General features: G+C 59.8%; 24 protein-coding genes. 7 read left to right on the top strand and 17 right to left on the bottom strand.

What is annotated here, in order from left to right:
* The first annotated feature begins 2 nt into the window (after window positions 1-2).
* The 3 genes from ACFOES_RS15400 to ACFOES_RS15390 all read left to right on the top strand — a co-directional run bounded on the left by ACFOES_RS15400 (window position 3) and on the right by ACFOES_RS15390 (window position 5508).
* Window positions 3-3176 (top strand): UvrD-helicase domain-containing protein, encoded by a 3174-nt coding sequence (locus tag ACFOES_RS15400; RefSeq protein WP_377834196.1) that lies wholly within the window; start codon window positions 3-5, stop codon window positions 3174-3176.
* A 269-nt stretch (window positions 3177-3445) separates the two neighbouring features.
* On the top strand, window positions 3446-5338 hold the full coding sequence (locus ACFOES_RS15395) for a KAP family P-loop NTPase fold protein (RefSeq protein WP_377834195.1): 1893 nt from the start codon (window positions 3446-3448) through the stop codon (window positions 5336-5338).
* Window positions 5335-5508, top strand: a complete 174-nt coding sequence (locus ACFOES_RS15390; protein WP_377834194.1) for a hypothetical protein — start codon at window positions 5335-5337, stop codon at window positions 5506-5508. The genes ACFOES_RS15395 and ACFOES_RS15390 overlap by 4 nt, the downstream gene beginning before the upstream one ends.
* A gap of 6 nt (window positions 5509-5514) precedes the next feature.
* Here the strand turns inward: ACFOES_RS15390 and ACFOES_RS15385 are convergent, their stop codons facing one another.
* The 5 genes from ACFOES_RS15385 to ACFOES_RS15365 form a co-directional block, all read right to left on the bottom strand.
* Window positions 5515-5865 carry a hypothetical protein gene (locus ACFOES_RS15385; RefSeq protein ID WP_377834193.1) on the bottom strand — a complete coding sequence of 117 codons (351 nt, stop codon included), beginning with the start codon at window positions 5863-5865 and terminating at the stop codon, window positions 5515-5517.
* 324 nt (window positions 5866-6189) lie between these two features.
* Entirely contained in the window at window positions 6190-7179 is a 990-nt protein-coding gene (locus ACFOES_RS15380; RefSeq protein ID WP_377834192.1) for a helix-turn-helix transcriptional regulator, read from the bottom strand.
* Window positions 7176-7847 (bottom strand): hypothetical protein, encoded by a 672-nt coding sequence (locus ACFOES_RS15375; RefSeq protein WP_377834191.1) that lies wholly within the window; start codon window positions 7845-7847, stop codon window positions 7176-7178. Before ACFOES_RS15375 ends, ACFOES_RS15380 begins: the two co-directional genes overlap by 4 nt.
* The gene (locus tag ACFOES_RS15370; protein ID WP_377834190.1) at window positions 7844-8569 is read right to left on the bottom strand and encodes a hypothetical protein; all 726 of its coding nucleotides are present in this window, start codon (window positions 8567-8569) and stop codon (window positions 7844-7846) included. Before ACFOES_RS15370 ends, ACFOES_RS15375 begins: the two co-directional genes overlap by 4 nt.
* Window positions 8570-8597: 28 nt before the next feature.
* Entirely contained in the window at window positions 8598-10628 is a 2031-nt protein-coding gene (locus ACFOES_RS15365; protein WP_377834189.1) for an AAA family ATPase, read from the bottom strand.
* Between the two features lie 167 nt (window positions 10629-10795).
* Here ACFOES_RS15365 and ACFOES_RS15360 point away from each other — a divergent pair, with 167 nt between their 5' ends.
* Window positions 10796-10960, top strand: a complete 165-nt coding sequence (locus ACFOES_RS15360) for a hypothetical protein (RefSeq protein WP_377834188.1) — start codon at window positions 10796-10798, stop codon at window positions 10958-10960.
* Window positions 10961-11064: 104 nt separating this feature from the next.
* Here the strand turns inward: ACFOES_RS15360 and ACFOES_RS15355 are convergent, their stop codons facing one another.
* On the bottom strand, window positions 11065-11646 hold the full coding sequence (locus ACFOES_RS15355; protein ID WP_377834187.1) for a hypothetical protein: 582 nt from the start codon (window positions 11644-11646) through the stop codon (window positions 11065-11067).
* A gap of 483 nt (window positions 11647-12129) precedes the next feature.
* Here ACFOES_RS15355 and ACFOES_RS15350 point away from each other — a divergent pair, with 483 nt between their 5' ends.
* Entirely contained in the window at window positions 12130-14361 is a 2232-nt protein-coding gene (locus tag ACFOES_RS15350; RefSeq protein WP_377834186.1) for an OST-HTH/LOTUS domain-containing protein, read from the top strand.
* A gap of 794 nt (window positions 14362-15155) precedes the next feature.
* On the opposite strand, the gene ACFOES_RS15345 is transcribed toward ACFOES_RS15350, so the two are convergent.
* Both ACFOES_RS15345 and ACFOES_RS15340 read right to left on the bottom strand, forming a co-directional pair.
* A complete protein-coding gene (locus ACFOES_RS15345) occupies window positions 15156-15716 on the bottom strand; it encodes a recombinase family protein (protein WP_377834185.1) in 561 nt (186 codons plus the stop codon).
* 264 nt (window positions 15717-15980) lie between these two features.
* Window positions 15981-17063 (bottom strand): hypothetical protein, encoded by a 1083-nt coding sequence (locus ACFOES_RS15340; RefSeq protein WP_377834184.1) that lies wholly within the window; start codon window positions 17061-17063, stop codon window positions 15981-15983.
* Between the two features lie 168 nt (window positions 17064-17231).
* Between ACFOES_RS15340 and ACFOES_RS15335 the strand changes: the two genes are divergently transcribed.
* Window positions 17232-17411, top strand: a complete 180-nt coding sequence (locus ACFOES_RS15335) for a hypothetical protein (RefSeq protein WP_377834183.1) — start codon at window positions 17232-17234, stop codon at window positions 17409-17411.
* A gap of 141 nt (window positions 17412-17552) precedes the next feature.
* Complete coding sequence (locus ACFOES_RS15330) at window positions 17553-17858, top strand: hypothetical protein (RefSeq protein WP_377834182.1); 306 nt, start codon at window positions 17553-17555, stop codon at window positions 17856-17858.
* A gap of 469 nt (window positions 17859-18327) precedes the next feature.
* On the opposite strand, the gene ACFOES_RS15325 is transcribed toward ACFOES_RS15330, so the two are convergent.
* From ACFOES_RS15325 to ACFOES_RS15285, 9 genes are all read right to left on the bottom strand, one after another.
* Window positions 18328-20430: a hypothetical protein gene (locus ACFOES_RS15325; RefSeq protein ID WP_377834181.1), complete on the bottom strand. Its 2103-nt coding sequence runs from the start codon at window positions 20428-20430 to the stop codon at window positions 18328-18330.
* Window positions 20431-20613: 183 nt separating this feature from the next.
* Window positions 20614-20784 (bottom strand): hypothetical protein, encoded by a 171-nt coding sequence (locus ACFOES_RS15320; RefSeq protein ID WP_377834180.1) that lies wholly within the window; start codon window positions 20782-20784, stop codon window positions 20614-20616.
* 189 nt (window positions 20785-20973) lie between these two features.
* Window positions 20974-21168, bottom strand: a complete 195-nt coding sequence (locus tag ACFOES_RS15315; protein WP_377834179.1) for a hypothetical protein — start codon at window positions 21166-21168, stop codon at window positions 20974-20976.
* A 56-nt stretch (window positions 21169-21224) separates the two neighbouring features.
* Complete coding sequence (locus ACFOES_RS15310) at window positions 21225-21593, bottom strand: hypothetical protein (protein ID WP_377834178.1); 369 nt, start codon at window positions 21591-21593, stop codon at window positions 21225-21227.
* A 126-nt stretch (window positions 21594-21719) separates the two neighbouring features.
* On the bottom strand, window positions 21720-21977 hold the full coding sequence (locus ACFOES_RS15305; RefSeq protein WP_377834177.1) for a hypothetical protein: 258 nt from the start codon (window positions 21975-21977) through the stop codon (window positions 21720-21722).
* Complete coding sequence (locus tag ACFOES_RS15300) at window positions 21970-22188, bottom strand: hypothetical protein (RefSeq protein ID WP_377834176.1); 219 nt, start codon at window positions 22186-22188, stop codon at window positions 21970-21972. Before ACFOES_RS15300 ends, ACFOES_RS15305 begins: the two co-directional genes overlap by 8 nt.
* A 32-nt stretch (window positions 22189-22220) precedes the next feature.
* The gene (locus ACFOES_RS15295) at window positions 22221-22418 is read right to left on the bottom strand and encodes a hypothetical protein (RefSeq protein WP_377834175.1); all 198 of its coding nucleotides are present in this window, start codon (window positions 22416-22418) and stop codon (window positions 22221-22223) included.
* Entirely contained in the window at window positions 22418-22873 is a 456-nt protein-coding gene (locus tag ACFOES_RS15290; RefSeq protein ID WP_377834174.1) for a hypothetical protein, read from the bottom strand. The genes ACFOES_RS15295 and ACFOES_RS15290 overlap by 1 nt, the downstream gene beginning before the upstream one ends.
* Complete coding sequence (locus tag ACFOES_RS15285) at window positions 22873-23415, bottom strand: hypothetical protein (protein ID WP_377834173.1); 543 nt, start codon at window positions 23413-23415, stop codon at window positions 22873-22875. Before ACFOES_RS15285 ends, ACFOES_RS15290 begins: the two co-directional genes overlap by 1 nt.
* Between the last annotated feature and the right edge of the window lie 389 nt (window positions 23416-23804).

Genomic DNA, 23804 nt, shown 5'->3' with positions numbered 1-23804 from the left:
GCATGGACGACGGACTGGTCATAGTTCCCGCCGGGGCGGGTGCCGGTAAGACTCATCATATCAAGACCCAGTTGTCGGACTGGGTGGGGCGCAAGATCGTCAGGCCCGAACGCATCCTTGCCGTGACCTTCACCGAGGCCGCGGCCAGTGAATTGCGCGAACGCATCCGCTCGGGGCTGCTGGCCGACGGGCTGGTCACCGAGGCGCTGGCAGTCGAGCGCGCCTATGTCTCGACCATTCATGGGCTGGGGCTCAGAATCCTGACCGAACACGCGTTTGCTGCGGGAGTATCGCCCCAGCCACGCCATCTTGCCGATCCTGAGCGGGACTTGCTCATCCGCCAAGCCTTGGCCCATGCGAAATCCTTGGACCCCATCAAGGCGGACCCGGAGCGCTTCGGCTACCAGCCGAACTGGCAGAAGGGCGAGACGATCGAGGACTCGCTTCGCGGCCGGATCCTATCAATGGTCGACCTCTTGCGCGGGCTCGGTGACAAGGGTCTCGATCCAGGCCTGATCGAACCGGGGCTGGCGCGGTTGGAAGCGATCTATGGCCCAACTCTCACCGACCTCACGGCCGCGCGCACAGCACTCGATCGCGCGGTTCAGACAATGCTGACGGCCTTTCCGGACGGGGGGCTCGATACCGTCACGGCCAAGGGCCCGCGCGAGACGCTGGAAAAAAACCTCGCGCTCTTTCGCATGGTGGCGCGGGATCCGGGGCTGCTGGACCGCGACTGGGGCCTGTGGCAATCGCTGCGCAAGCTTTTCGTGTCGAATAGTAGGAGTAAGACGCCAGAGGGCTACGACGATTGCGCTACCGCGATCATGGAAGCGGCGAACCTGCTGCCGCGCCACCCTGGGCCACTGGCCGACTCGAAGCTCCATCTCGAATGCCTGATCGCCTGCGCGCAAGAAGTCATGGGAGCTTATGAGGACCGAAAGAAGGCGCTGGGCCTAATCGATTTCGCCGACATGATCACCGGGGCGGAGCGGCTCTTGCGCAAAGACCAGGCGGTGCGGCAGGCGGTTCTGGACGAAATCGACTGCGTTATCATCGATGAGTTCCAGGACACCAACCCGGTGCAATTCGCGCTGCTCTGGCAACTTGGCCAACTTGCGCCACGCACTTTGCTCGTGGGAGATGTCAAGCAGTCGATCATGGGGTTCCAAGGGGCCGATCCGCGTCTGTCCACTGCCCTGGCCGAAGCAAACCCCGGCTCGGTGCAGCCTCTGGATCGCAACTGGCGTTCAACACCCGCGGTAATGGCGTTCGTAAATGCCGTTGGTGCGGGGTTGTTCGGAGAGGGCTACAATCCGCTGACGCCGACGCGCGAAGCGGTCGATGGTCCAGCCCTTGAAGTGCTGAACGTGGTCAAGGGACGCGGGGTCAGGAAGTATTCCAAACCGCATGAGCATGTTGCCGAGCGCATCGCACTGCTCCTGAAGGATGGCGAAACCGTTACGGATCGGCAGACGAAAGCGATCCGTAAGGCCCGACCGTCAGATATCGCGCTTCTGGTCTGCCGCCATGCGACCGCCGCCCGCTATGCTGACGAGTTGCGCGCACGAAGCGTGCCCGTGCGCATCGCCGAAGATGGCTGGGCACAGAGCCCCGTGATTCAGGCCGCGCGCGCCGCACTCTCCTTCGCTGCGAACCCGGCGGACATCCACTCTGGTCTCGTGCTTCGAACGCTCGGCCCCGATCCCTTGGACCTACAGGTCGCGCTTGCCGCCCAGATCAACGGAAGTCTCGCCGACGACCCCATGCTCATGCAGTTGGCCGGGCTGTCAGACGCCCTTGCCCGCCTACCGGTTTCGGTCGCCCTCGACCAAGTGCTCGAGATGTCAGGCCTTCGTGCCTGGGCGGAACGCCTGTCCGATGGCCCGCAAGCGCGTGCCGACCTCCTACGCCTCGAGGCCGAGGCGGCAGAATTCGAGGCCGCGCATCGCGACCTCAAGGCAGCCTCAGGGTTTCACGGCGAGACAGCCAAGGTGTTCCTCGGTTGGCTGGAGGCGCGAGCGGACGAGCGCGACTTCGACCGCCGCCCTGATCCCTCAGCCGACAGCGCAGAAGCGGTCGAGATCCTTACATGGCACGCCGCAAAGGGCCGCGAATGGCCGATCACCGTCGTGGCGGAATTCGACAATCATATCGAGGAGCGACCGGGCACGACCTCGGCACGCTTCGATGCCCTGGACCGGATAGACGACATGGGGGCAGTGCTGGCCTCCGCCAGGTTGATCCATACCCCTGCCTTCGCGGCGCCCGAGGTGCAGGCCCGCTTCATCGAGGATCGCCGCCCGGATTTCGAAGCTAATACGCGCAACCTGCTCTATGTCGCCTTGACGCGTGCACGCGATCGACTGGTGCTGGAGTGGCCCTCATTCCTGAAGCCACGGGATGACGAGGCTCCCGAGGCGAGTTGTCTTTTTCATGTGTTCGAGGATGCCTGCGCGCCACAGATTGGACGAGATGGTCTACGGATCGGCGAGACCAACTGCCCGGCAGTTGTCAGGGAATTGCCCGAGCATGCCGAAGTCACGGTGTATGGTGAGAACCACATGGCCAACCCGGCGCGTTTTGGCGCAGCCACGCCATTGCCTGCCATTCCGTTGACCCCATGGCGCCTGCAACCCTCGCAGGCAACTTCCCCAGGGGCTGCCCCCGCCAGCCAGGCAGTTGCGCTCGGACCGGCTTGGCCCGAGACGGCCAGCAACGCGGCCCGGGGCACGGCACTGCACCTCGCACTGCGCACCTACCTCACGCGCCCTGACCTGGGCCCCACCCTCCCTGAGGCCACAGGCCTCGACGAGACAACGCTTGCCCGTGTCGCGGAGCGCGCCGCAGCGCTGAAGTCATGGCTGACAGAGCAAGGCTACAGCGACCTGCAGTGCGAAATCCCGGTTCTCGGGCGATCGCCGGAAGGTGCCGAGATTCCCGGGACCATTGATCTCCTGGCCCTCGGCACCCGGGGCTGCCTGCTGGTCGACCACAAGTCGGGTGGAACCGGCCAGGGTTTGGGGGCCTACTGGCCCCAGCTCTCGACCTATGCCGGACTGGTCCCACAGATCGCCCCCGGCCATCCCCTGCAAGGTGTTGCCGTCTTCTGGGTTGATCACGGGCTGCTGGAAGTGATCTTCGATCCGGCCATTGCAGACATCTCGCCTGCCTGATCCTAAGCATCGCTTCCAGGGCGCGAAGGTCATTCTTTGAGCGCGAGCGGCTGGCATTTGGTATGGGCGCCTTACGTGCTTTAGAAGTGCGCTGCCCGCCGACGACCGTATCGTCTGAGCTGCGCGCTACGTGAAGGTCCGAGGGGTTCAATCGAAAAAATCCCGCATTTTCTTGATCTCAAGACTCTGGTGTCTCTCCGCTGACCCCGGATAAGCTCAGGCGAATACTCCCAACCGACCGCAACGCCGAATTGAGAAGGCTTCCCCATATGTCGAAGATCTCTGTCGCTGACGAACCAATCAAATCTGTCGTCAAAGATGGAAAGGTCGTTCCTCGGGCAAAGCTCCAGAAGAAAGAAAACCCGGATAGTCTGGAGACGGGAACCTATGCCAATTCGCTCGCAGGCTTCATCCGCCGCTGCGACACTCCTCTGACCATTGGTATTCAGGGCGAATGGGGTTCAGGCAAGACCTCGCTTCTCAACATGATCCGCGAGGAAATTGAAGAAAGCGAAGTTGCGCAGCGCGGCACGGGAACTTTGCTGGGCAAGGACAGATACAAGACGATCTGGGTTAACACCTGGGAACATTCCTTGCTGCGTTCGCCCGAGGAATGCCTGCTGTCCATCATCGAAGAAATCATTGAGGCTGTCACCGAGGTCGATGGTAGCTACAAGACAGCGGAACGCGCCAAATCCGCCCTTGCCGGCCTCGCCCAGAGCGCGCTCAAAGTGGGAGCCGGCCTGGCAGCGGGGGCGGCTGGAGCGCAAGTAGCCGAAGACCTTATCTCAGGACGCAAGGTCAACAAGATCAAGCAGTTGCGGGAGTCACTCGCCGACATCGTTGAATCGGTTGTCAATCGAGATACGAACAAAGTCGAACGTTTCGTCATCTTCGTCGATGACCTTGACCGACTTGAACCTGCCGTTGCGGTGATGGTTCTCGAACTGCTCAAGAACATCTTTACACTCGAACACTGCGTGTTCGTCCTCGCGATCGACTACCAGGTCGTGGTGAAAGGTTTGAAGAACAAATTCGGAGAGCAGACCGAAGACAACGAGTGGGAGTTCCGCGCTTTCTTCGACAAGATCATCCAGTTGCCCTTCATGATGCCGATGGCACGCTACAAACTGGATAACTATCTCACCAAGCACTTGCTGGATATTGAGTATTTCAGAGCATCGGAAAGGAACCTCTACCTCGAGGACGGAACACTTGCCCGAGTGGTCAAGCTGACGCTGGGTTACAACCCCCGCTCCATGAAACGTCTGATCAATGCCCTTTCGCTCATTCGACTGCAGGCTGAACTCGAGGTTGGCGACAACGATAACGGGGGAAAGAAAGACAGGTCGACGACGAAGATCTCACTGCAAACCGCGCAACTTCGTCGTCTGGTCTTTGCGCTCGTCTGTTTCCAGATCAGCTTCCCTCGGATCTATGACCTGCTCTTGCGCGAGCCGGACTTTTCGCAATGGGACGAGGAGTTCGCCGATCGCATGACGGCGGATGTAGAGGACGATGCGAAGATCGCAACTGCACTCAATCGCGCGATGCAATTCCATCTTGCTGAATCCGAAGAGCCTTGGGCCCAAGCCCTGTTCCGCATTGTTTGGCTGAAAAAGTGGGATCGCAACCGCTTGCCCGAAGCATTCAGCCTGATGTCGGAAATCAAGGAGCAGATCCTTAATGGCACTGACGATGAAACCTTTGCCGAATTCATGATTACGGGCCTGAAAATGACGGCTGTTACCGCCGTTGCGGCCAGCGAAGACGGTATTTTCGCCGCCTCGGCTGAAGACGACAAATCTAAGGAGAAGCGTGACCGCGCCCAGTATTGGGAACGGTTTAGAAAGACGATCGCCGGAACGGGCTGCGTCTTCGACCCTCAGAAGAGCGGGATGCGCGCAACCCATTCTTCTCCGCACCTGATCCGAAAACTCGATACCCTGCCGACGGATGTCCTCCAATTCACCATGACAAACCGTCCCTCGGCCCCGCTGCGCATCGAAAGCACAACATCAGAGGACGGGGATGCGCTGCAAGTCTTCCAGTTCCTGCAAAAGCGTCGTGGCGAACTCGAAAAATTGCAGGCGGCAAGCTGCGTTTCCTCATCGGGGCGGATCGTTCCCGACAGTCGGTTACGCTCGCGCCACAAGGAGTGAGCTGCACAGGTTCACTGGATGCCGAGAAAAACGCAGAAATCGCTGACCAGGTCTTCGAATGGGTAAAGGAGGTGCAGCCTCAAATCGAGGCCTGCCTATTGCGTCTGCTTTCAGAAGAGTTCGATCCATCTGGACAGGAGCAGGCGGCAGCGCAGGAAGCTGCGGAATAGCTGTTCTCAGGCCGCACCATCGTCAGTTTCTGGTGCGGTCTGCACTTCATTAGCTCGCCTATCGAGAACGGAGATAAGCGGCAGCAAGACCAGCCACATAACCTGCAAGGCCAAGTTGATCAGCCAGATCGCTGCCATAAGGATGATGCTGAGCGCCATCCATGCCAGCCGCGCCCCCAAATAGAGCAGCATTAGCCGCGCTGCCCGACGCCCCCTTATATGGAGGCCGAACATCCTGAAACTCGAATATTGGGGCTTTGTCAGGTTCAGCGTGCCATGCTTGCTTGGCGCCGAGAAACTGAAGCCGCTCTTCGCCAAGTTGATCTGGAACGGTCCCCTTCTGTAGCGACCGATCAACTGAACTCTACCATCCTGTAGGGCAACCCGAGTATTGTTCCCAACGCGGGTTGACGCACGAAAACCGTGGGCCGAATTGGCGGTCAAGTTTACGCGCCCGACACGCTTTTCTGCACGCACAGCCACGCCTCCTGTGCGACTGGCTCGAACGTGTTTTCCGCGGTGTTCCAAGCGAACCTGCTTGCCGTTCCTATCCTTCTTTCCAAGTCCAAACATACTCTTCCAAACTCCGCATTGGCACTGCGCGACAAGTCTTCGGTCCACTTCAATCACGAAATCAGTAGGTTTCGTATCATGATCCCCCTCACATTCTGCTGAGGGGGCCTACTTATCGGGCAGGCGTTTCAGTGCGGTCTCCAATTCCGTCCTGAACATCTCGATCAGAGCCTCAGGTGAAACCACCTCCACCATGCCGCGCCATGTGAACAGGTGTTGCGCAAGTTCGAGAAGACCTCCGCTCTCGAAACGCACCTCTACACGCCCATCCCGAAGTGTCTGAACCATCTGGGCGGGATGGAAGCGGAAAGCCCGAGCCTCGCCGGCGATCACCGCGTCGAAACGCAGAACAACGTCCTGCATATCTTCCTGAAACACGCCGAAAGAGCGCGCCGCGAAAGCTTCAAGATCGAACGTGGTGTCAGGCCATGCAGGCGCTTCGGTGACCCGTGGGCCCGAAATCCGGTCGATGCGGAAAAGCATAGGATCACCCCAGTCGTTCCCAGCGGCCACAAGGTAGGAGCGCGCACCGACGAGCAAGCCACGCACGGCAACCTCGTGGAGCCGGTAGCCGCGCGGAGAAGTATAGTCGAAACCTAACAGACAGTCGGCGAGCAGCGCCTGTTGGCAAGCCGCGACAACTCCCGGCGCACCAGGCGCGCGCGGTCCAGCGGGAATGATCGGCAGTTGGCGCTGTTCCAAGAGTTCGAGATCCGGGGCGAGGCGGAGCTTGTCGCGCTGGCGCAGCGCAGCGAGCAAGCGCTTGTGGAGCCTCTCGAGCACCTGCGCGCGGTTTTCCTGCCCACTGTCCGCCAACGCCCGGGCGGCGAGCGCCAATTCGCTCAGTTCGGCCCGAGACGGCGCTACCAATGCAGGATCGAGCCGCTGCGCCAGCCGGTAGCGCAGGCGGGTTCCGTCCTTCAACGCCTCGATCTCGAAGACTGTGTCGAGAGCGGCCCGCATCCGCTGCGCCGTGCGCGGGCTGACCTCGAATTCCTCGGCGATCTCGTCGATCGTCAAGCCCTCGGAGGTGGCGGCAAGGCGCAGGGCAAGCTCGATATGCTGCACGATGCCGAGCTTGCGCGGGTTTTCTGTCACTTGGCTGTGCGGACGGCGGGGCTGTCTTCAGGGAAGGCGTCGTCTTCGGAGGCGCCCTGGAAAAGCCTTATCAAGGGCTTGAAGACGTGCTTTTCGAGATCTTCTTCGCTGGTGAGGTCGAAGATCGGGACTACGAAGAAGCCAGTCTTCAAATCCAAGCCCATTTCATCCTTGTAGCGCCAAATGCACTTACCTCCCGCTGAGATGTGCCCGGTGCTGTCTTCGTCGGTCGGGTCAAACCAGTCCACTGTCCAGTAGCCCCCATCGTCCCATTCAGAGGCCATCCTGGACCCCTCCTCGTGCCAGCCGGCGATCAGGCAGGGCTGACCGCGCCAGGTCCAGTCCGGCGCAAGATCTGCGTCACCCCCATCCGCAAGCATGAGATGTGCAGAAACCGTTCCAACCAATTTTGGCCGCCCCTTCTTCTTTTGCGCACGCAAATTGGCGTGGCTGCTCCAGACCAAGTTCACCCAGTCGCTGTCAAAGTGGCCGTCCTTGGGGCAATTCGATTGATCGCCGGTGAAATTGTCACCGTCATGTTTGAACGAAATCTCGCAAAAGTTCTCATCGACGGCCCCATACAAGGCATCGAGATGTTTGTAGGAAGCAAAGACATTCTTGGCCGAATGCCAGAGAATACGGGCCTTTTCCTCGTCGGACTGCGTCATTTCTTCCTCCCCTTCCACACATAAGAAACCTCGGTCACCTCGAGGAGATTCCTTTCGAACCAAGGCGGGCATGAGCCGCACCTGAAGCGATATTCCACGCCGGTGACCGGCGTGAGCTCGAGCCCCCCGAAGCCGTGGAACACGGCGCCGCGTTCCGTTGCTGCCAAGAATGCGCCCACCATGGACTTCCAGTGACCAAGCGGCGTGTTCGGTTGTGCCAACGGGTCGCCCAGCGCCCGCGCCACGTCGCGCCATGTTCGCGCGCTTGCTTTGACACCCTCAATACGGAGATCGCCCGGGAGGCCGAGCAGGAGGATCGCGCAGACTTCGCGCCCCGCCCCTTGGACGGCACGCAGCTGGCGACCCAGCTGGTCCTCGGACAGGGCCGAATACCATTTCACCTCGACGATCGCAGTCCGTTCTCCTGCTTTCAGCAGGAGATCGGGCTCCACTTTCGTGCCGTCCTCCGGAGCCGTCAGGCCCTGGCGCCAGAGCTCGATCCTGATCGTTGCGCCCTTCGGGGGGGCAAATGCCTTCCACGCCTCCTCGCCGAGCAGAAGCCTCAGCGCCTCCCGCCGATCCGGCTCGGCAAGCAGGTCGAGATTGCCGAACACCGCCGAGGTGACCAGATCCTCTTGCGGGCGGCTCTTGACCGCATGATCCCCCTCGGCCCACCGTTTCAGCAGGCTTCCGGATTTCCCTTGCGCAACAGCCTTGAGCATGAGCTTCCCCCTTCAACCTGCAGGTTAGTCAATGAAATCCCACTCGGGAAGCTTTCATGCCCTTGGCCCGCACTTCCTCGCGCAGAAGTTCCACGAGGTCTTCGGCGCCCCGGGGCCCGAGTAGGACCAGGCGACGGGCGACCACGGAAAAGTCCCCCGGTGTCAGTCCCTCGATCGCGAGCAGGTCCTCCGGCGCGGGTCGGGCAAACCACGTCTCGAAGGCCCGTGTCAGCCGCGCGCCGCCCAGCGGCCTCAGCTCGGCGCGCAGGGTGAAGCGGCGGAGCGTCGCGGGATCGAGCCTCGCGGCAAGGTTCGTGGTGCAGGCGAATGGCAAAGGGTGGCTTTCCATCCAGGTCAGCATCTCGTTGACTTGGATGATCTCGTGGCCGTGCGCGGCGCGGCTGCGATCTCCCAGCAGGGAATCCGCCTCGTCGAAGATCAGAAAGGCCTCTTCGTCGCAGGCCTGCTCGAAGGCGCGCGCGATATTGCGCTCGGAACCGCCCACCCATTTCGAGAGCAGGTCCGAGGCCCGCTTCTGGATTACGGGCAGTTCCATCGCTTCTGCCAGATGGCGGGCAAGCGCGCTCTTGCCGGTGCCGGGCAGTCCATGGAAGCAGAACGAGACGGCGCGGTCCGCATCTGCATCCCGGAGCCGCGTGACGAGCGCGGGAATATTAAGGTCCGCCTCGATCAGCTCTGCATCGAACGGGGCGCCTTTCGTGGGCGACGGGGGCCTCCGCCGCCCACCGTCCAGCGCCTTTGCTGCCGCCTCTATCGCCAGAGTCAGGTCGTCCTCCCCACCTCCAGTCAGGCGCGTAACCCGCAGCGCCCCCGAGACAAGCGCCGGGGGCACGGCAACATCCCGCGCCAGCCGCCGGACCGCACCCTCGCCGAGGTCGAGGCGCTCACGTTCGGCCAGTCGCCGCCAGACTCGCTCTCGAACCTTCGGACCGGGCGCGCGGATCTCGAGAGACAGCGACATTCTTCGAAGCAAGGCGGGGTCACAGTCGGAGATGTCGTTGATCGTCCACAGCACCGGCAGCGGGTTGGTCTCGAGAATGCGGTGCAGATGTATCTTCGACCGGCCCGTGCCCCGACGCAGCCCGAAGATCGCGGCGAAGGAATTGCGGTCCAAGAGATCGTCCATCTCGTCGAACAGCAGTAACGCGGACCCGGGTCGTCCCAGGAGACGCTGGGCGAGAAGCAGGTCGCTCATTCTCTCGCCGCGCGAAGGCTCGTCCCCATCGGGATCGGCCTCCCCGATCGCGAAGAGCGGCGCATCGAGGCGCCTCGCCAGAAGTTTGCAGAACTCAGTCTTGCCGGTCCCGGGCGCACCGTAGAGCAGAATGTTCACGCCACGACGCTTGCCGCTCAGCGCAGCGCGGAGCAACCGCTGGGCAAGATCGCCCCCGGCCCCGAGATGGGTGAAGTCATCACAGGTCGTTTCCGGCGCGGGCGCCCGGGGGAAGAGAGCGGACAGAAGGGCCTTCTCTGAATTCACACCCTTGGCAAAGGCGGTTGCCAGACGAGAAGAAAGTTCGAGCCCCAACTGCTGCCGATGTATGTGGGAGGAATCCTCGAGCAGACCCGAAGCCTGCATCCGGCCAGTTGGCGCCAAGGCGCGACGAACGGCGGAGAGCGGCAGTCCGGTGATCAGCGCAATCGCCTGCACACGCGGCATGTGGCAGTCATCCAGCAGAAAGTCGATCAGCCCGCCCAGCCCCTGGCGCCCGTCGCTTCGCAACGCCAGCACGAGAAGCGAGGTCTCGGTCGTGGTGAGGCCGATCATCCGGGCCAGCATCTCGGCGAACCGCGCGGCATGGTCCGGCCTTGCCCGCGCCAGCCGAGTCACCTGCGTGTCGATACGACGGTTGAGATCGTTCCACTCCGATCGCTCAACGCGTCGAGAGCTTCTGTCTCGGTCCGGCTCCCATTCGAAATCGGGATCGGCGTCCTCCATCCATTCCGAGAACCGCAGCGCCAGACCTCTCGACGGGGGAAGGAAGCGCGCCACGCGTTGCGCGGCCTGGAAGAGGTGAAGTTGCTCGTGCCGACTCATCGTCATCTCCGAAAGGAACTGAGAATCCTTTGTAGTCGGTGAGGGTGACAGATCCGGACGCGGCGATTGTCGAACGCCGCCCGCTGGCAACTGCGGACGCGAACACTGTATTGACCCAGTGAAATCCTGCTCATGCCACAAGGGAGAACGTAGCGATGAGTATGACGATGGACGACAGCATCAAGCGATGGATCGCGAAGCGTAAGACCGCTTTGGTGATCGAGATCATCCAGGGCAAGACCACGGCGGCGGTCGGCGCTTGGCTACGATACGCCCAAGGCGTTCGCCGAGCGCCTGTTCACCGCAACCGACAGCCGCGCTGCGCGATCTGAAAGCTCCGCGCGGATGTCGGTTGCTCCACTTGGGCCGGAAGGCGTATCAACCAAACGGGCTCTGGTTCCGACTGGATGACAGTTCAGTGGCAGGTCAGTCAAGGCTAGCGAGTCAGATGACACTCAACAGACTGTAGGAGGTCGATCACATCCCCGGCACCCATGAAGTCGAAGAGGACCGGACCGGATGTGCTTTCCGTAATCTCGAACACGATTTCTTCTGGGCTCCGCACCACGGCGTCTCGATTGTGAGCGGGATGACGCGCGAGACGCTTCTTGCCCGAGCTGTTGATTGTAAACTGATTGCCGTGGGCCACACCGTTGCGCAGGTGATAAACAAGCTCAAGGACCGGGGCGTTGTCGAAGTGATTATGGACCTTCAGAGCATCATCTAGTGTCAGAAGCGCCCCTATTGCCCATGCGCGCAAGAACTCCTCCTGCAAGCTTTGGTCCTCGCGCAGTAAGTCGAGGAAATGAAGCATATGGACTGAATGATAGGTACCGTCTTTACGTTTGATCTTACCTGTGGGGAATCTTATCAGTTCTGGCCCGAGGCGCTGCGGCGGCGGCAGCGCGTTTGCCGAAAGTGGATTCACCGCCACCTGATGCGCCACCACAAACGCGTAGTATCCAGAAGCCAATCGGCGGGCCAAACGCCCAACTTCGAACTTGTCTGAATCGGTCATTGCGCCCCTCTTATCCCCGCGCGGGTTGAACCACGCAAGAGGCCCTCTACCTTCTCAACCGTCCGGATTGAGTGCCCGCTGTCCCGCCATCGCCATGCCCAGCGCGGTCTGCCCCTTGCTCTTGCGGAAGCTGTCCGCATCTAGCGTGTCAATCGTGAAGCTGTTCGTCACTCTGGCGACCCTGCCAGCGTTCTGCGCGCCGGACAAATTCCACCGGCACCTCGCGACCACAGCTCAGCGGGATAACGGCTCCGTTTGGGTGCAGCACGGCAGGCATGCCGCCCGAGCTGCTTGGCCACGTTCGTATGTGGAACATCAAGACCCCGACACGATCCGCTAGCTCTAGGGAGGAAACGCCCCGCGGCCCCACAGCCGACCACAATCAGTTTATGCCGATTTGACTGCGAGGCAGACTGGGCCCTTCCCACACACGCGAGTTGTTGTACAGTCATGCCACCTTGGGGCGCGTGCGGGGACTGACTATTGGCACTTAAGTACAACAAACCGAATGCTGCACTCCGCCAAGAGCTAGTATCAGTATCCCAAGCTGCGACGGAGGTCATTTCTGCTATTAATGAGCAGAATTTCTTGCCAGATGATTTTCCGACGGCTTCATTGATCGACATTTGCACAACTCTGTCAGATCTCAAGAATGGTACAGCGGAGGGTTGTCGGGCCCCTCTGGAGTATGCAAGAGGTCGCGTACCTGCTATCCGCAGAAACCACTTTCTTGTAGAAGATCCGAATGAAGCCGCAGGTGCACCTAGCGGTGAGCCTGCACTACTTCGCGGAATGTCGCTTGATCAACGACTTAGTGAGCTGATTGCATCAATTACGACTGCTCTCGATGAGTATCGGTATCAAGCGAGCGAACAGAATGAGGAAGATCTCAGCAATCTTCGATCTGTAACGGTATCATCCGAATCCGAAATTTCTCGTGTCGTCACCGATGCGGACAAGATCGAGATAATGATGAGAACCGCGTTTGAAGAACTCGATAGCATTTCGAATGCTGATTCGCAAAGTGCTGACACGTTATCTCGAACCCTGAAAGATACTGAGGGTCTAGCAAGGGTTTCAAAGGCGGAGCTAAGTTTTGGCGTTGTTGTTGTTAGGTGGTACAAAAACATTGTTACCGCAGCAAAAAAAATGCCAAAGGCGATAGAGACAGCCGCAAAGGGCGTCAAGGTAGGAGTGGACATTGGGCAGTCTTTTAGCGCCCGATGGATGGAAATGGCTGGAAATCTATTTGATTTTGGGTTGAATGAAATCGACAGATGGGCTGATACCGCGATTGAAGTATGCCAGAAGCTACAAAAGCGAGCTGATGGCGTCGGCGCGACAATCGATGAAACCCCACAGCAAGATGAAAAATCGCCCGAAAACGTCTTCGATGCCGACAATCTATATCGAGATGGATATGTGAGTTACGTTGAGAAGCGCGGCCTATATGCCTTTCTTTTGGACGTGCAAAGCAATAGATACTTTTTGCGACTTGAGAATGGCCATCTGCGCACAGGCCAACCTGTAGAACTTGGAGCTGTTGCCAAATTCCGCTATGCTGAAAACCCTAGAGGGAAGACTGCGATTGAAGTCAGCTTCTATGACAATGCCGTCTTCTCCATGAGCCTTGGAGTACTAAACCTAAATCACATAAAAATTGATTTCGGAAAGCAAATTAGAGAAATAGCGAAATCAAATAGCAAAAACGGATCTATGTCGCTATATAAATTGGGAGCAGAGCTATCCACTGAATTCAAATCTACAAAAGAGCTTCATGAGGTTTTGGGCTACGAATCGCTAGCAGCTCTAGTCAACGCCACCGACGGATTGGAAGTCTCAGGTGATTCACCAAATCTTTGGGTAAATATTTCTGGAAAGGAAAAAATCTGGACAAGCGAGGAGACTTTTAGAAAGCAGAAACTGAGTCGAGACGCCTTTGAAAATTGGCTGAAAGAGGCGCTCGACAAGACTGCCAGTTCGCAAGGACTTCTCCTATCGCGTTTGGGCGTGGAAGCGCGCCAAAGCTTTGAGTGCGATGGAAAGATACCTCACGCTCTAGGTTTTTCGAGCTATATAGACCTTGTAAAAGATATAGATGGCATTAGTGTCCTCGGAAAGCCCGGCGGATCACAGTGGGTTAATTACTCAAAGCACATCGAGGAGGCCGACTTCTCAGGCAAAAGTCAGGAAGAAAGAGTTCCCCTCACTCTTAATAATTTTGAAAATTGGACCAAAGCACTCCTTGCAGAATCGAATGCCTCTCAAGGCATTCTTCTTTCAAGGATTGGCGCGGAGGCAAGGCAGCACTTTGACTTCGACGGAAGAATCCCGGATTCACTTGGATTTAGGAGCTATGTTGAGCTTCTGAATAGCATTGAAGGTATTGATGTCGTAGGTGAGTCCGCTGGCGCTCAGCGCGTTTTCCGTTCCTCTAGTGTTGAAAAATGGCAGCACCCTGACATTCCCACCAACAAAACTGATCAAATCAATCTTGAAATATTCTCGACATGGCTATATTCAATTTTGTCACTCCCCAAATACATAGATGGGATTCTTCTTTCTCAACTCGGCCATGAAGCTCGAAGGCATTTTGAAGTAAGTGGAAAGATTCCACAAATTCTTGGATTTTCAAACTATATTGCGCTTATTGATGTCATAGATGGCGTGTCAATAACTGGCAGTGCGCCGCGCCAGCGCGTATTAGCATCCTAGGTCGAGCACTTTATGGGGAAGAGATGCTGCTGCTTTGCAGGCCTCCCTGCCCTTTCTTACTTGTGCCCTTTGCGCTAGACGCATCGAATTGATGCCTCCCTCCACCTTCTCGTCAGGCGAGTGTGTTAGAGGCGACTTCAGAGTGAACAGGAGACAGGCTTACATCAATATTTGGTGGACATGCTCTGCGGCGCGGACGCTGTGGCGGATAACCCCCGGCCTGAGTATTGCAGGGATAGCCTTCGCTTCACGCTCAGCATCGCGCGGGGACGAGCCGCTGGAAATTGAGAAGACAGAGAAGCTTTCCAGCGGCCCCGGGCTATGGACAGGCCCAACGGGAATGGAGCGTCCCCGCGCCGGTCTGAGTGGCTATAATTATACCGTAAAAGGGCCTCAAAGTCCCGGATTTGGCCAAAACGGGTCACTTCACATGTGCACCAAAATATTACCGGTTTACCCAAAAAAATTTGGGGCCGGAAACGGGAAAGCAGGCCCCCCTTGTTTTCCCGGCGGGTCCCCCTTTTCGAGTGCGATGTGTCCCGGATACAAACCGGATGTGAAGTGCAAGATTCACCTACCCTGTGGTTTGCGGTTTGCACGCATACAGCTACCGCGCCTGCGTCCATATATTGAGGTAGGGGTGCCTTGGGACCCCAGAGATAGTGTCTGAAGGGTTGCCCGCTGACGCGGGCTCGCCCAATCCGCCTCACTTTCAGATTCCGCCCTATCAGGCAGCCTCAGAGGCGTGGGGTGTGGGCCGGATGGGGATGCGCCGAGGCGCCCGTCACCCGCCGTCAGGCGGGCGTCTCTGCGGCGTTCAGGATGCGATAGACGGACGTCCTGCCGATCCCCAGCTTGCGGGCAATCTCGGTCGGGCTGACGCCCGCCTTATGCAGCCCCAGAACCTCGTCGGACTGCGCCCGCACGGTAGGCTTGCGGCCCTTGTATTTGCCCGCCTCTTTGGCCTTCTGGATGCCTTCGCGCTGCCGTTCCAGCATCATTTCGCGCTCAAACTGGGCGACCGATCCAAGCATATTGAGCAACAGCGTTCCAGTCGGCGTGCTGGTGTCCATGTCCAGCGCAAGGATGCGCAGATTGGCGCCTTTCGCCCTTATTTCATTGACGATTTCACCCATGTGCAGCACCGAACGCGCGAGCCTGTCGAGCTTCGTGCACACCAGCGTGTCGCCTTCGCGCAGGTAGTCGATAGCCGCCGTCAGGCGGGGTCGTTCCCCGGTTGCGGAGGTCTGTTCCTCAAACACCTTGTCGCACCCCAGCGCGTCCAGATCGCGCTTCTGAGCGGCGAGTCCTGCCTCTTGCTCCAAGGTGCTGGTCCGAGCGTAGCCGATAAACATGATACCTCCGAATCTGTTCCACATACATCTTAGGATGTTGTGCCAAATCTGTTCCAAAATGGCAATGTTAATGTGTGTGGAACACTGAATCTGTTCGGGGTGTGTGTTCCGTTCAGGCAGGGTCTTTTGGAACGCGATGGTGGCCGCGTTAGCGGCGCTTAGCGCCGTTTTCGGCTATTCCTGACTAAAACTGTCATGACCGACAAAGTGAACTGATCGGTCCATGTTGCTACAGTCGATCTCGACGGCGGCTGACAGGGTGTTTCAGCGGTCCGTGTCGTCAAAAAGGTCGCCGTTTGCAGGTGGGGTCTCAGCATTGGTGAACTGGCCAAGCATTGCCCGGACGGCATCGTCACTGAGAGGGTCCGCCAGCTTCTCTCCGTTGAACTCTAGAACCCGGAGAACTCGTCTATTCTTGATACGCTTGCCGACAACCTGATAGGCCCACTGCACTTTCAGGTTATCGAGGACGTCAACGATTAGGTCTTTCCTCTTTACGTGAAACCAGAACTCGGCGTCTTCGATTACAAAGAAGCACTCTCTCCGAACCGAATCCTTGCCTTTCCACTGCCTCGCTTTCTGATCGTCCCGCTCCCAGTTAGGAGAGGTGACCCGGACGTTTTCAATAGCCAGCATCCAAGGCAACGGCTCGTCTTCCTTCTCCTTGCGCTCTGGTTTTTGAGCTCGCTCAGGGAAGGAGTTTCTTGGGATTGGAAAATCACCCTCAGGAGTAAAGCCGATCCGCTTGACCTCGCGGTCGTCGATGCAGGCGCGGTAGAAATCTCCGCGCGCTTCGAGCGCATCAATCATCCGGTCGTCACCGTCAATGCCGAGCAAGCGTAGTTTGATGGGGTCCTTCTCTAAGACGCCCCGGGCCATATCCGTGACGAGCTGAGCGCCAACCCTGCATTGCTCGGATGTGTCCTTAGGCACAGGGGGTGTCACGCTGGTGGGTGGCTGCTCAGCCTCCAGCGCAACTTTGCCCTTTTCCAAGAGATCGTGCGAGGTCTCACCGACCTGTTTCGCCCAGTAGACGGAGGGTTTGCCGGTCAAGCCTTCGATGTATGCGGAACCAACATCTGAGTTCACGAAAGCAAACACACTGCCAATACTGGTGACAAATATCGCGAGCTTGGAAAGGAATGTCCCCGGTTCAGGAGGGAGCACGATGATTTCATAGTCAAGCGTTCCGTCGAACAACTCTGCATTCAGAGCCCCGATTACCCGGCTAGCGCTCTCAGCGGTGCGTATGAAGGTTTCCAGCTTGAGGAAGTGTTCGGAAACGTCGAAGTGGAAATAGAGCCGATCCGATTGCCGCTCGAAGCTCCATTCGTCGATTTCAGGCATGCTGGGCGCCCACTATCATCACAACCATATGTTGAGGCTAGACGAAGCATGTGGCGCGAAGCAAGGAAATCTGACCTTGCACGCCCATACGGCCGCGACCGGTCAAGATTATCTAGACACATGTCGAGCGGTCGGCCTAGATGTGCGCAATCAGAAGGAGAGAGCGCTATGGCAATTGAAGATCATAAGCTTTTCAATGAGTGGGACGAAGCTCTGACGAACCTAAAAGAGGCCCACGAAACGTACTCCAACGCTCTTCGGGTCGGTGCAGGTAATTTGGCCTTGGCAAAATTCGAATGGGACGAGGCTCAGAAGCGCTATAACGAAGTTTCGGATCGCCTTGAATAGAGGGCACCTCACGCGCAGGCGTCGGAGCTGTACATGGCCCTGCGATGCGAGGCGCGTCGGCGTGAGGGTTGCGGCAGCTTGTCGCAGCACTATGTAGTGGAGGTGGCGTGCAGCGGACGCGCCCTGACATCGGAGGTGACCATGGGCGGTGCAAAGCGTGCGATGATGGAACACGAGGACAACCTTGCGGCAGCCACCGGATACTTGGTGGACAAGGGGGCCTTGGAGTTCTGCGAGTTCCACGGGCTGGCATACGGAGGCGGCTACAGCGACTTGGACAGCGACTTCTACCGGTTCGCCATGGCAGACCGGAATCGCGGCGAGAATGGTCCTGTCCCGTGGGCGGCAGAGTTGGAAGCCCGAGAATATACGGACGTGCTCAAGGAAGCATACGAAGAACACGCAGCCGACGAATGCTACGCCTGCGCAAAGAACATGGCGGACTGATCGCCAAAGGCTTTCCCTCCGCGCCCTGACGGGCGCCACCGATCACGACAACCACCGCGAAAACCGGGTGTAGACCCCGCGAGTCTACACCCGAGTCTACACGTCAATTTTATCGTTTAACTTCAGCAACTTATGTCGATTTTTCGCGGACGGGTGTAGGGTGTAGACTCTTTCCCCGCTCCCCCCCCAGAACACACATACATTCACGACAGCGGCGAAGGTATGTGTGATTTCCCTGAACGGTAGGGAGGAGTCTACACCTCTACACCTTTTCCAGAAGAATCTACTTAACAACCTGATTCTAAATGGAAAATAGGCGATGTAGAGTCGGGTGTAGAGTCGGTGTAGACTCCGGGGGTCTACACCCTCGCCGCAAATCGCCAATTTCTCCGCAAGGCATTGATACTAAACAGAATAACGCCCCTCACGCCTTTCGCGATAGGCGGGAGGGGCGTTCGCAGTCTTCCGATCAAAACTTACACGCTGCCCTCCTGCGCGCCTTCTCTTCGTCCGACAGATCGCCCCACGTGCGCCGTGCCCGCCGAGGCAGCGACGTGACGTTGGACTCGGGCGTGGCCTCCGGCGCGGTGGGCTCTGCGACCGCCTTGGGGGCCTCGTCTGCGTCGTGCAGTTCGGTCAGACTCCACATATGCCCGCGCTTGCCCCGCTTCTCCGACCGCTCAAGCACCCACTCCTGCCCGTCGATCTCAAAGGGGCGGTCGCGATACTTGGCGAGCCACGCACCAAGGCTCGTGGGCGTGTAGTCGAATGGGGTATCGCGGTTGACCGGCTTCACCGGGTAAGGCAGCGAGATTGAGCGCTCACGCGCAATACCGGCGAGTCCGTTCTCCACGCGGATGCCGCCTTCCCAGCGGTCGCCAACCGCGATGCTCTCGCCACCTTCCTCGCGCCATGCCGTCAGCAACTCAAGGATCGGATCATCCTCGCCCGAGTATGCCGTGCTATCGACAAGGTGCCGGTTCGCCTGCCACGTGGTCCAGTTCTCCGCAGCCGCGCCCACGATGCCGCCGACCACTTCGACGTAGCTTTCGTAACCGCCCCACACGATCTTCTCGGGCACGCCCTCAGGCCCGCCCTTCCAAGTCGTCGGCGCAGGGGCCGCCGGGCGTCCTTGCTGCACCCAATTCAGCGCGAGGACACACAGCGCCCAGATGATCCGGCCCCGGTTCTCACGGGTCCAGTCCAGAATGTTGGCGTGACGGAAGCCCGTCCTCTGCCCGGGGTGGGCCATGCGCGCGTCGAGGCGGATCACGGCAAGCCGCTCGGTCAGCTCACGCGAAAAGGTGGCGTTGTTGGTGGTAATGCCGGTGCTGTGCTGCACGGGCAACGACAGCATGTTGGACTTGCCGAGTTCACGCCCGGCGAAGATGGGATCGGTCCACCACTTGGCGAGGATCGGGGAGTCTACCTCGCCCGACACGTTGTCAATCAGAACAACTGCGTTGCTGGACCTGAGGGCCGCGACAATATCCTTTTCCAGCTTCTCGTCATCGCCGGTCAGGGCCATGGAGTGCGTGCCGCCGCTGACGGCGGTCTGGACCGCGTTCACCAGCATGGTGGCGCCCGTGCGGCTCGTGGGCTTGGTGAACAGCGTCGGAGGCAGCGGCCCCTTGATGATCGGGCGCACAACCTGTTCCAGAGCGAAGCCCACGGCGTTGAGAAGCGACGGCGGCGGCGGGTTGTCCTTATCGCCATTGAGCGCTGCCGCCTCCAAGTCAGCGCGCTTCCACCCGTCGAACGGCCAGTCGCCAAGCCATTCTTCCACGAGGATGCGCCGCGCTTCCGACAGGTCTTCCGCCGTCACCTTCGAAGGCAGCGCCGGAATATCCAGATCAGCGGGGGGCGCATAGTAGACGTAACCGTTGAGGCTGTAGCCCGGCGTCGTCGTGATCCTGTAGTTCTCGCCCATGGTGGGGAGGCGCGTCAGCGCCGCGAGATAGGGAAGCGGCAGGTCGCGGCTGTTGTAGATATACTTGGTCAGGTCGTCCGGCGGCAGACACTCGGTCAGGTCGTCCCCGGACCGCCTAAAGAACTTGACGGAGTCCGCCAGCGCCCGCTGGAACTGATCCTTGGTCAAGACGTCGATCTGGGACAGCCCGGCCTCTGCTACCTCCACAACTTCCGCCACGGTCAGGCCGTGGCGGAAAAGGGTCGGGGCGTTCCGGGGGTCATGGACCTGTTCCAAACGCTTGTGGATATAGGTCTTCTGATCTGAAAGGCCCGCCTCATTCACGATGACGCCCGCCCGCAAGGTGTCCATGCCCGGGGCGTTGCGGATGTGATAGGCGACCTTGTGGAGGGCGTCGGCATAGGTGCGCTTGACCTTCCAGCGGGTCACCATGGCGTCGGTGATTTCGGGGTATTCCGTCCCCGACACGTCCGCCCGGATCAGCCCGCAATACATCCCCACAAGCTCGGCATCGGAAGGCGCCGTGGCTTCATTGATCCATGCAAGCGCCTTGTCCTTCGAAACGCCCGGCGTCTTCGCGAGCTTCTTGCGCGTGTCTTCCGACAGCTTCCTGTAAATCTTGCCAGCTTCGCCCTTAAGCATGGCGAGCCTCAGTGTTCTTGGCGACGTCAGCCGCGCATTCTGCCTTCATCTTCTCTTCACTCCTGCCGGTGTTCCAAAGCCCGCCCCGCGCCCGGCTTAACGGGGGGCGGCTATTCGCTCGCGCTGGTCCATGGCGCATCCTCCTTTCTTGGTGGTGGTGGGGGCGCCTGACGGCGCCCACCTCTAAGCGGCTCGCCCGCCGTCAAGCCGGTCAAGCCGGTCGAGCGCTGCCAGCGCGTCCATCGCCACCGCCCGGGCACGCTGGCGGCTCTTCTTCGTGACCGGCTGCTCAGCGATCTGAGTCAGCAAGTGTGCATCCCTAATCAGGCGCGCGGCCTGCGCATCGTGTTCCATTCGCTGCCGTCCTCTTCGTTGATAATACAGGGTCAATGTAGCTGCCGACAGGGCGCCACACTAGACGTTTAATCGTGCAAAATCAGCATGTTGAAAGTTAGCTTGAAGCTAAAAACCTGCTTCGAATCCGCTGATTTTGGCCTCGATTGTTTCCGATTTGGAAATCATTCCGCTTCAAGCGAAAAACAGTCACGCGGCCTCTGCTGCGAGCGGATCACGGCCCATGTAGAACGCCACGAGGTCTTCCACATCGCCCGGCAACGCGCATCCACGGATCACCGCCCGCAGGTCGTCCTCGGATCGGAAAAGACGCGGTTCGCTACCTTCGGCGGCGATGTAGCACTGCGCCTCGCCGTCGCGGGGCAGCGGGGGCTCTACATCCATCCGCCCTCCCGTGTGAAAGTAGCCCCGCGCGAACGTGTAAACACGCAGGCCCGCCATCAGGCTACAGCCCTCAGCCCGGGGCCGAACAGAATCTTGTTGCCCGATGCCAACTCGCCGGGCGCACGGTCGGTGCAGCCGCAGCACCGCAGAGCCATTTCAGCCGCTTCGGGCGACGTCTGCATGTGTGCGCAGACATCCGAGATGGTCGCGCTGAAGCCTTCACCGCCCGCCATCGCCATGAGCTGCGCCGCGACATCAAAGACCTCCGCACAAACATCGAAGGGGCGGCGGGCAAAGACCGCGCACCGCTCCCGCATCGCCCGGGCGTCGTTCTTTTCCACCTTGCCATGGTCGAGGGCGAGGGCATCGACCATCGCCAGATACAGTGCAGAGCGCTGGCGTTCGGTAGCGAGTCCATTCATCATTTCTACTTCTCCAAGTGCGGAAATTGCAGCGCCAGCCGGGCGCCGATATCGGTTTCTGACAGGCCCAGCTTCCAAAGCCGGGCGCGTTCACGGGCGCGCTCGAAAGCGGTCCAGAGCTTGAGAGGGTCACACGCCATGGCGGCGCTCGGTTTCGTCAGCACGAGCGTGGAGTCGTTCCCGCTGCTTGCGGGCGCGGGCCTCTGCCGGGGTTTCAGCGGCGCGGATGGCGGCGTCACAGCGCCGCGCAACTTCGACAAACTCGGTCTCGGTGAGGACGGCGGGCCACATTGCGAAGTGATACCCGGGCGCCCTGCGGACGAAAAAGTTCCGCCAGCGATTGAGGTGTGGGCTGTCGATCAGGAACGAGGCGATCTTCTCAAGCATCACGGGCCTCGAACTGTCGTTCCAGCGCTGCGAAGTCTGCCGCGCTGATCGTGCGTCGATAGACAAGCTGGGGGTCAAAGGTCCTGCTTCCATCCGGCGCTGGCGCGGTGAAAAATGCCCGCCACATGCCTGCCGGGGCAGGCTGCGGCAGCGAGCGAATATAGTCCGCGATCTCTTCGACAGCGCGGTTGTCGTCGGTGTAGATAGTCATCTGTGTTCCTTGGGTCAGATTGTTAGGTGGCGCTATCGCGCCAGTTCCGGCAGCCGGTCAAGCGGGTCGGGATCAACTGCCCCAAGCGCCTGCATGACGCGACGATAGTGCCGGTCTGGCAGGGGCTCGCCGCTCTCGCGCAGCACGTGGCGGCGGCGGCTTTCGTCGAAATGGCGAGTCCACGGGCCGGGCAGTTCGCGCAGGCGGTTGATGATCTCGGTCAGGTCCATCACGCAAGCCCCCGCTTCCGGGCCTCGGAAAGGCGCACGCTCAAGCTCTTGATGCCGTTCACGACACGAAGGTCGCTCTCGCGGTCGCGCGGCCCCTTCGGCGCGACCTTCGGGCCGGTCAGTCCGAGTTCGCGAGCCTTAGTGAGCCGGGCCTGCGGGCTCAACTTCGCCATTTCATCGGCAATCTGCTGCTGCGTCTCGGCGTCGGCGTGCTTTGCGCGCAGGCGCTCTGCAACGCTCGGGACCTGCTTGAGCTGGCTCACGGCCTGCACCGTGTCGAGCGGCATATCTGCCAGAACCGCCAGCTTCACGGCCTCAAGCTGCACAAGCTCTTCGGTGCTGGCCTCAATACCCAGTGCGGATGCCGCCATCGCAACCTTGGTGGTGGAGTCCAGAAGGGCGGACATGTGTTCGTCGCCCAGAAGCGAGACAAGATGTTGCAGATTCTCGGCCATCATGCGGCCTCCTTGTTGAACAGATGAGGTGCATTGCGGGCGGCGAAGGCAGTCACGAAAAACACTTCGCGGCCCTCGGGCGGCATTTCGGCGGGGTCCCCGAAGATCGCACGAACATGGGCAGGCAGCGCCAATGCACGCACGGCAAGCGTGGGCTCGGCAACATCCCACAGGGCCATGACCAAGGCAGCGGTCACGCGCCCATAGAGCCGCTGCGCGCGCTCACCCTCTTCCGGCGTGAGGCAGCCAAGGAAATTCTCGGCGGTGGCGAGGTCCAAATCAAAACCCGCGCCAAGCGCACCCCGACGCTCGCGCTCTGCGAGGTCGGCGGCAATCAGACGCGAGAGGTCTTCACCGACCAGCCCGCGCTTGCGGTTCTGGCGGAGGGCCGGGATCAGATCGACCAGCCTATACCGTCGCTGTCCATCCGCCCCGGTCATCGTGGGCAGAGGAAGGGGCGCGAGCCAAGCGCCGACCGACGAATAACCCACGTCGAGGGTTGCCGCGACATCCGCCCGCGACAGCGTAAAAAGGTCGCTCACAATGCGCCTCCAAATATGTCTGGGAAGAGCCCACTCCGGACCCTCGGGGATGCTGTCGGCGTCTATCGCCCGCATACCTTCTTCTAGCACAAAGCCAAAAACGAATCAAGCTTTGAGGCACAACGGTTCATGCTTAACGGAAAAGTCAAGAGCTTTCCGTCAGGATGCTAGAAAAGGTCGGAGAGGCGAATCCGTCGGCACCACGGGGCGCTGACGCGCCCCAGCACCGAATCCCCCTGCCCCACGAGTCGCCAGAAGTGTTTTTGCCACCTCTTTTGCCACCTCTTTTTCCTGACAAAAGGTGGAAAACCTCAGATACGGCGGTTTTCGGGTATCCGGCGAACACGCCGAAACACCCCCGAAACTCCGCTTCAAGCGTATGTTTTCGC

Source organism: Acidimangrovimonas pyrenivorans (genome assembly GCF_042643245.1).
GTDB classification, from domain to species: domain Bacteria; phylum Pseudomonadota; class Alphaproteobacteria; order Rhodobacterales; family Rhodobacteraceae; genus Acidimangrovimonas; species Acidimangrovimonas pyrenivorans.
This window is presented reverse-complemented; position numbering and strand designations above follow the sequence as displayed.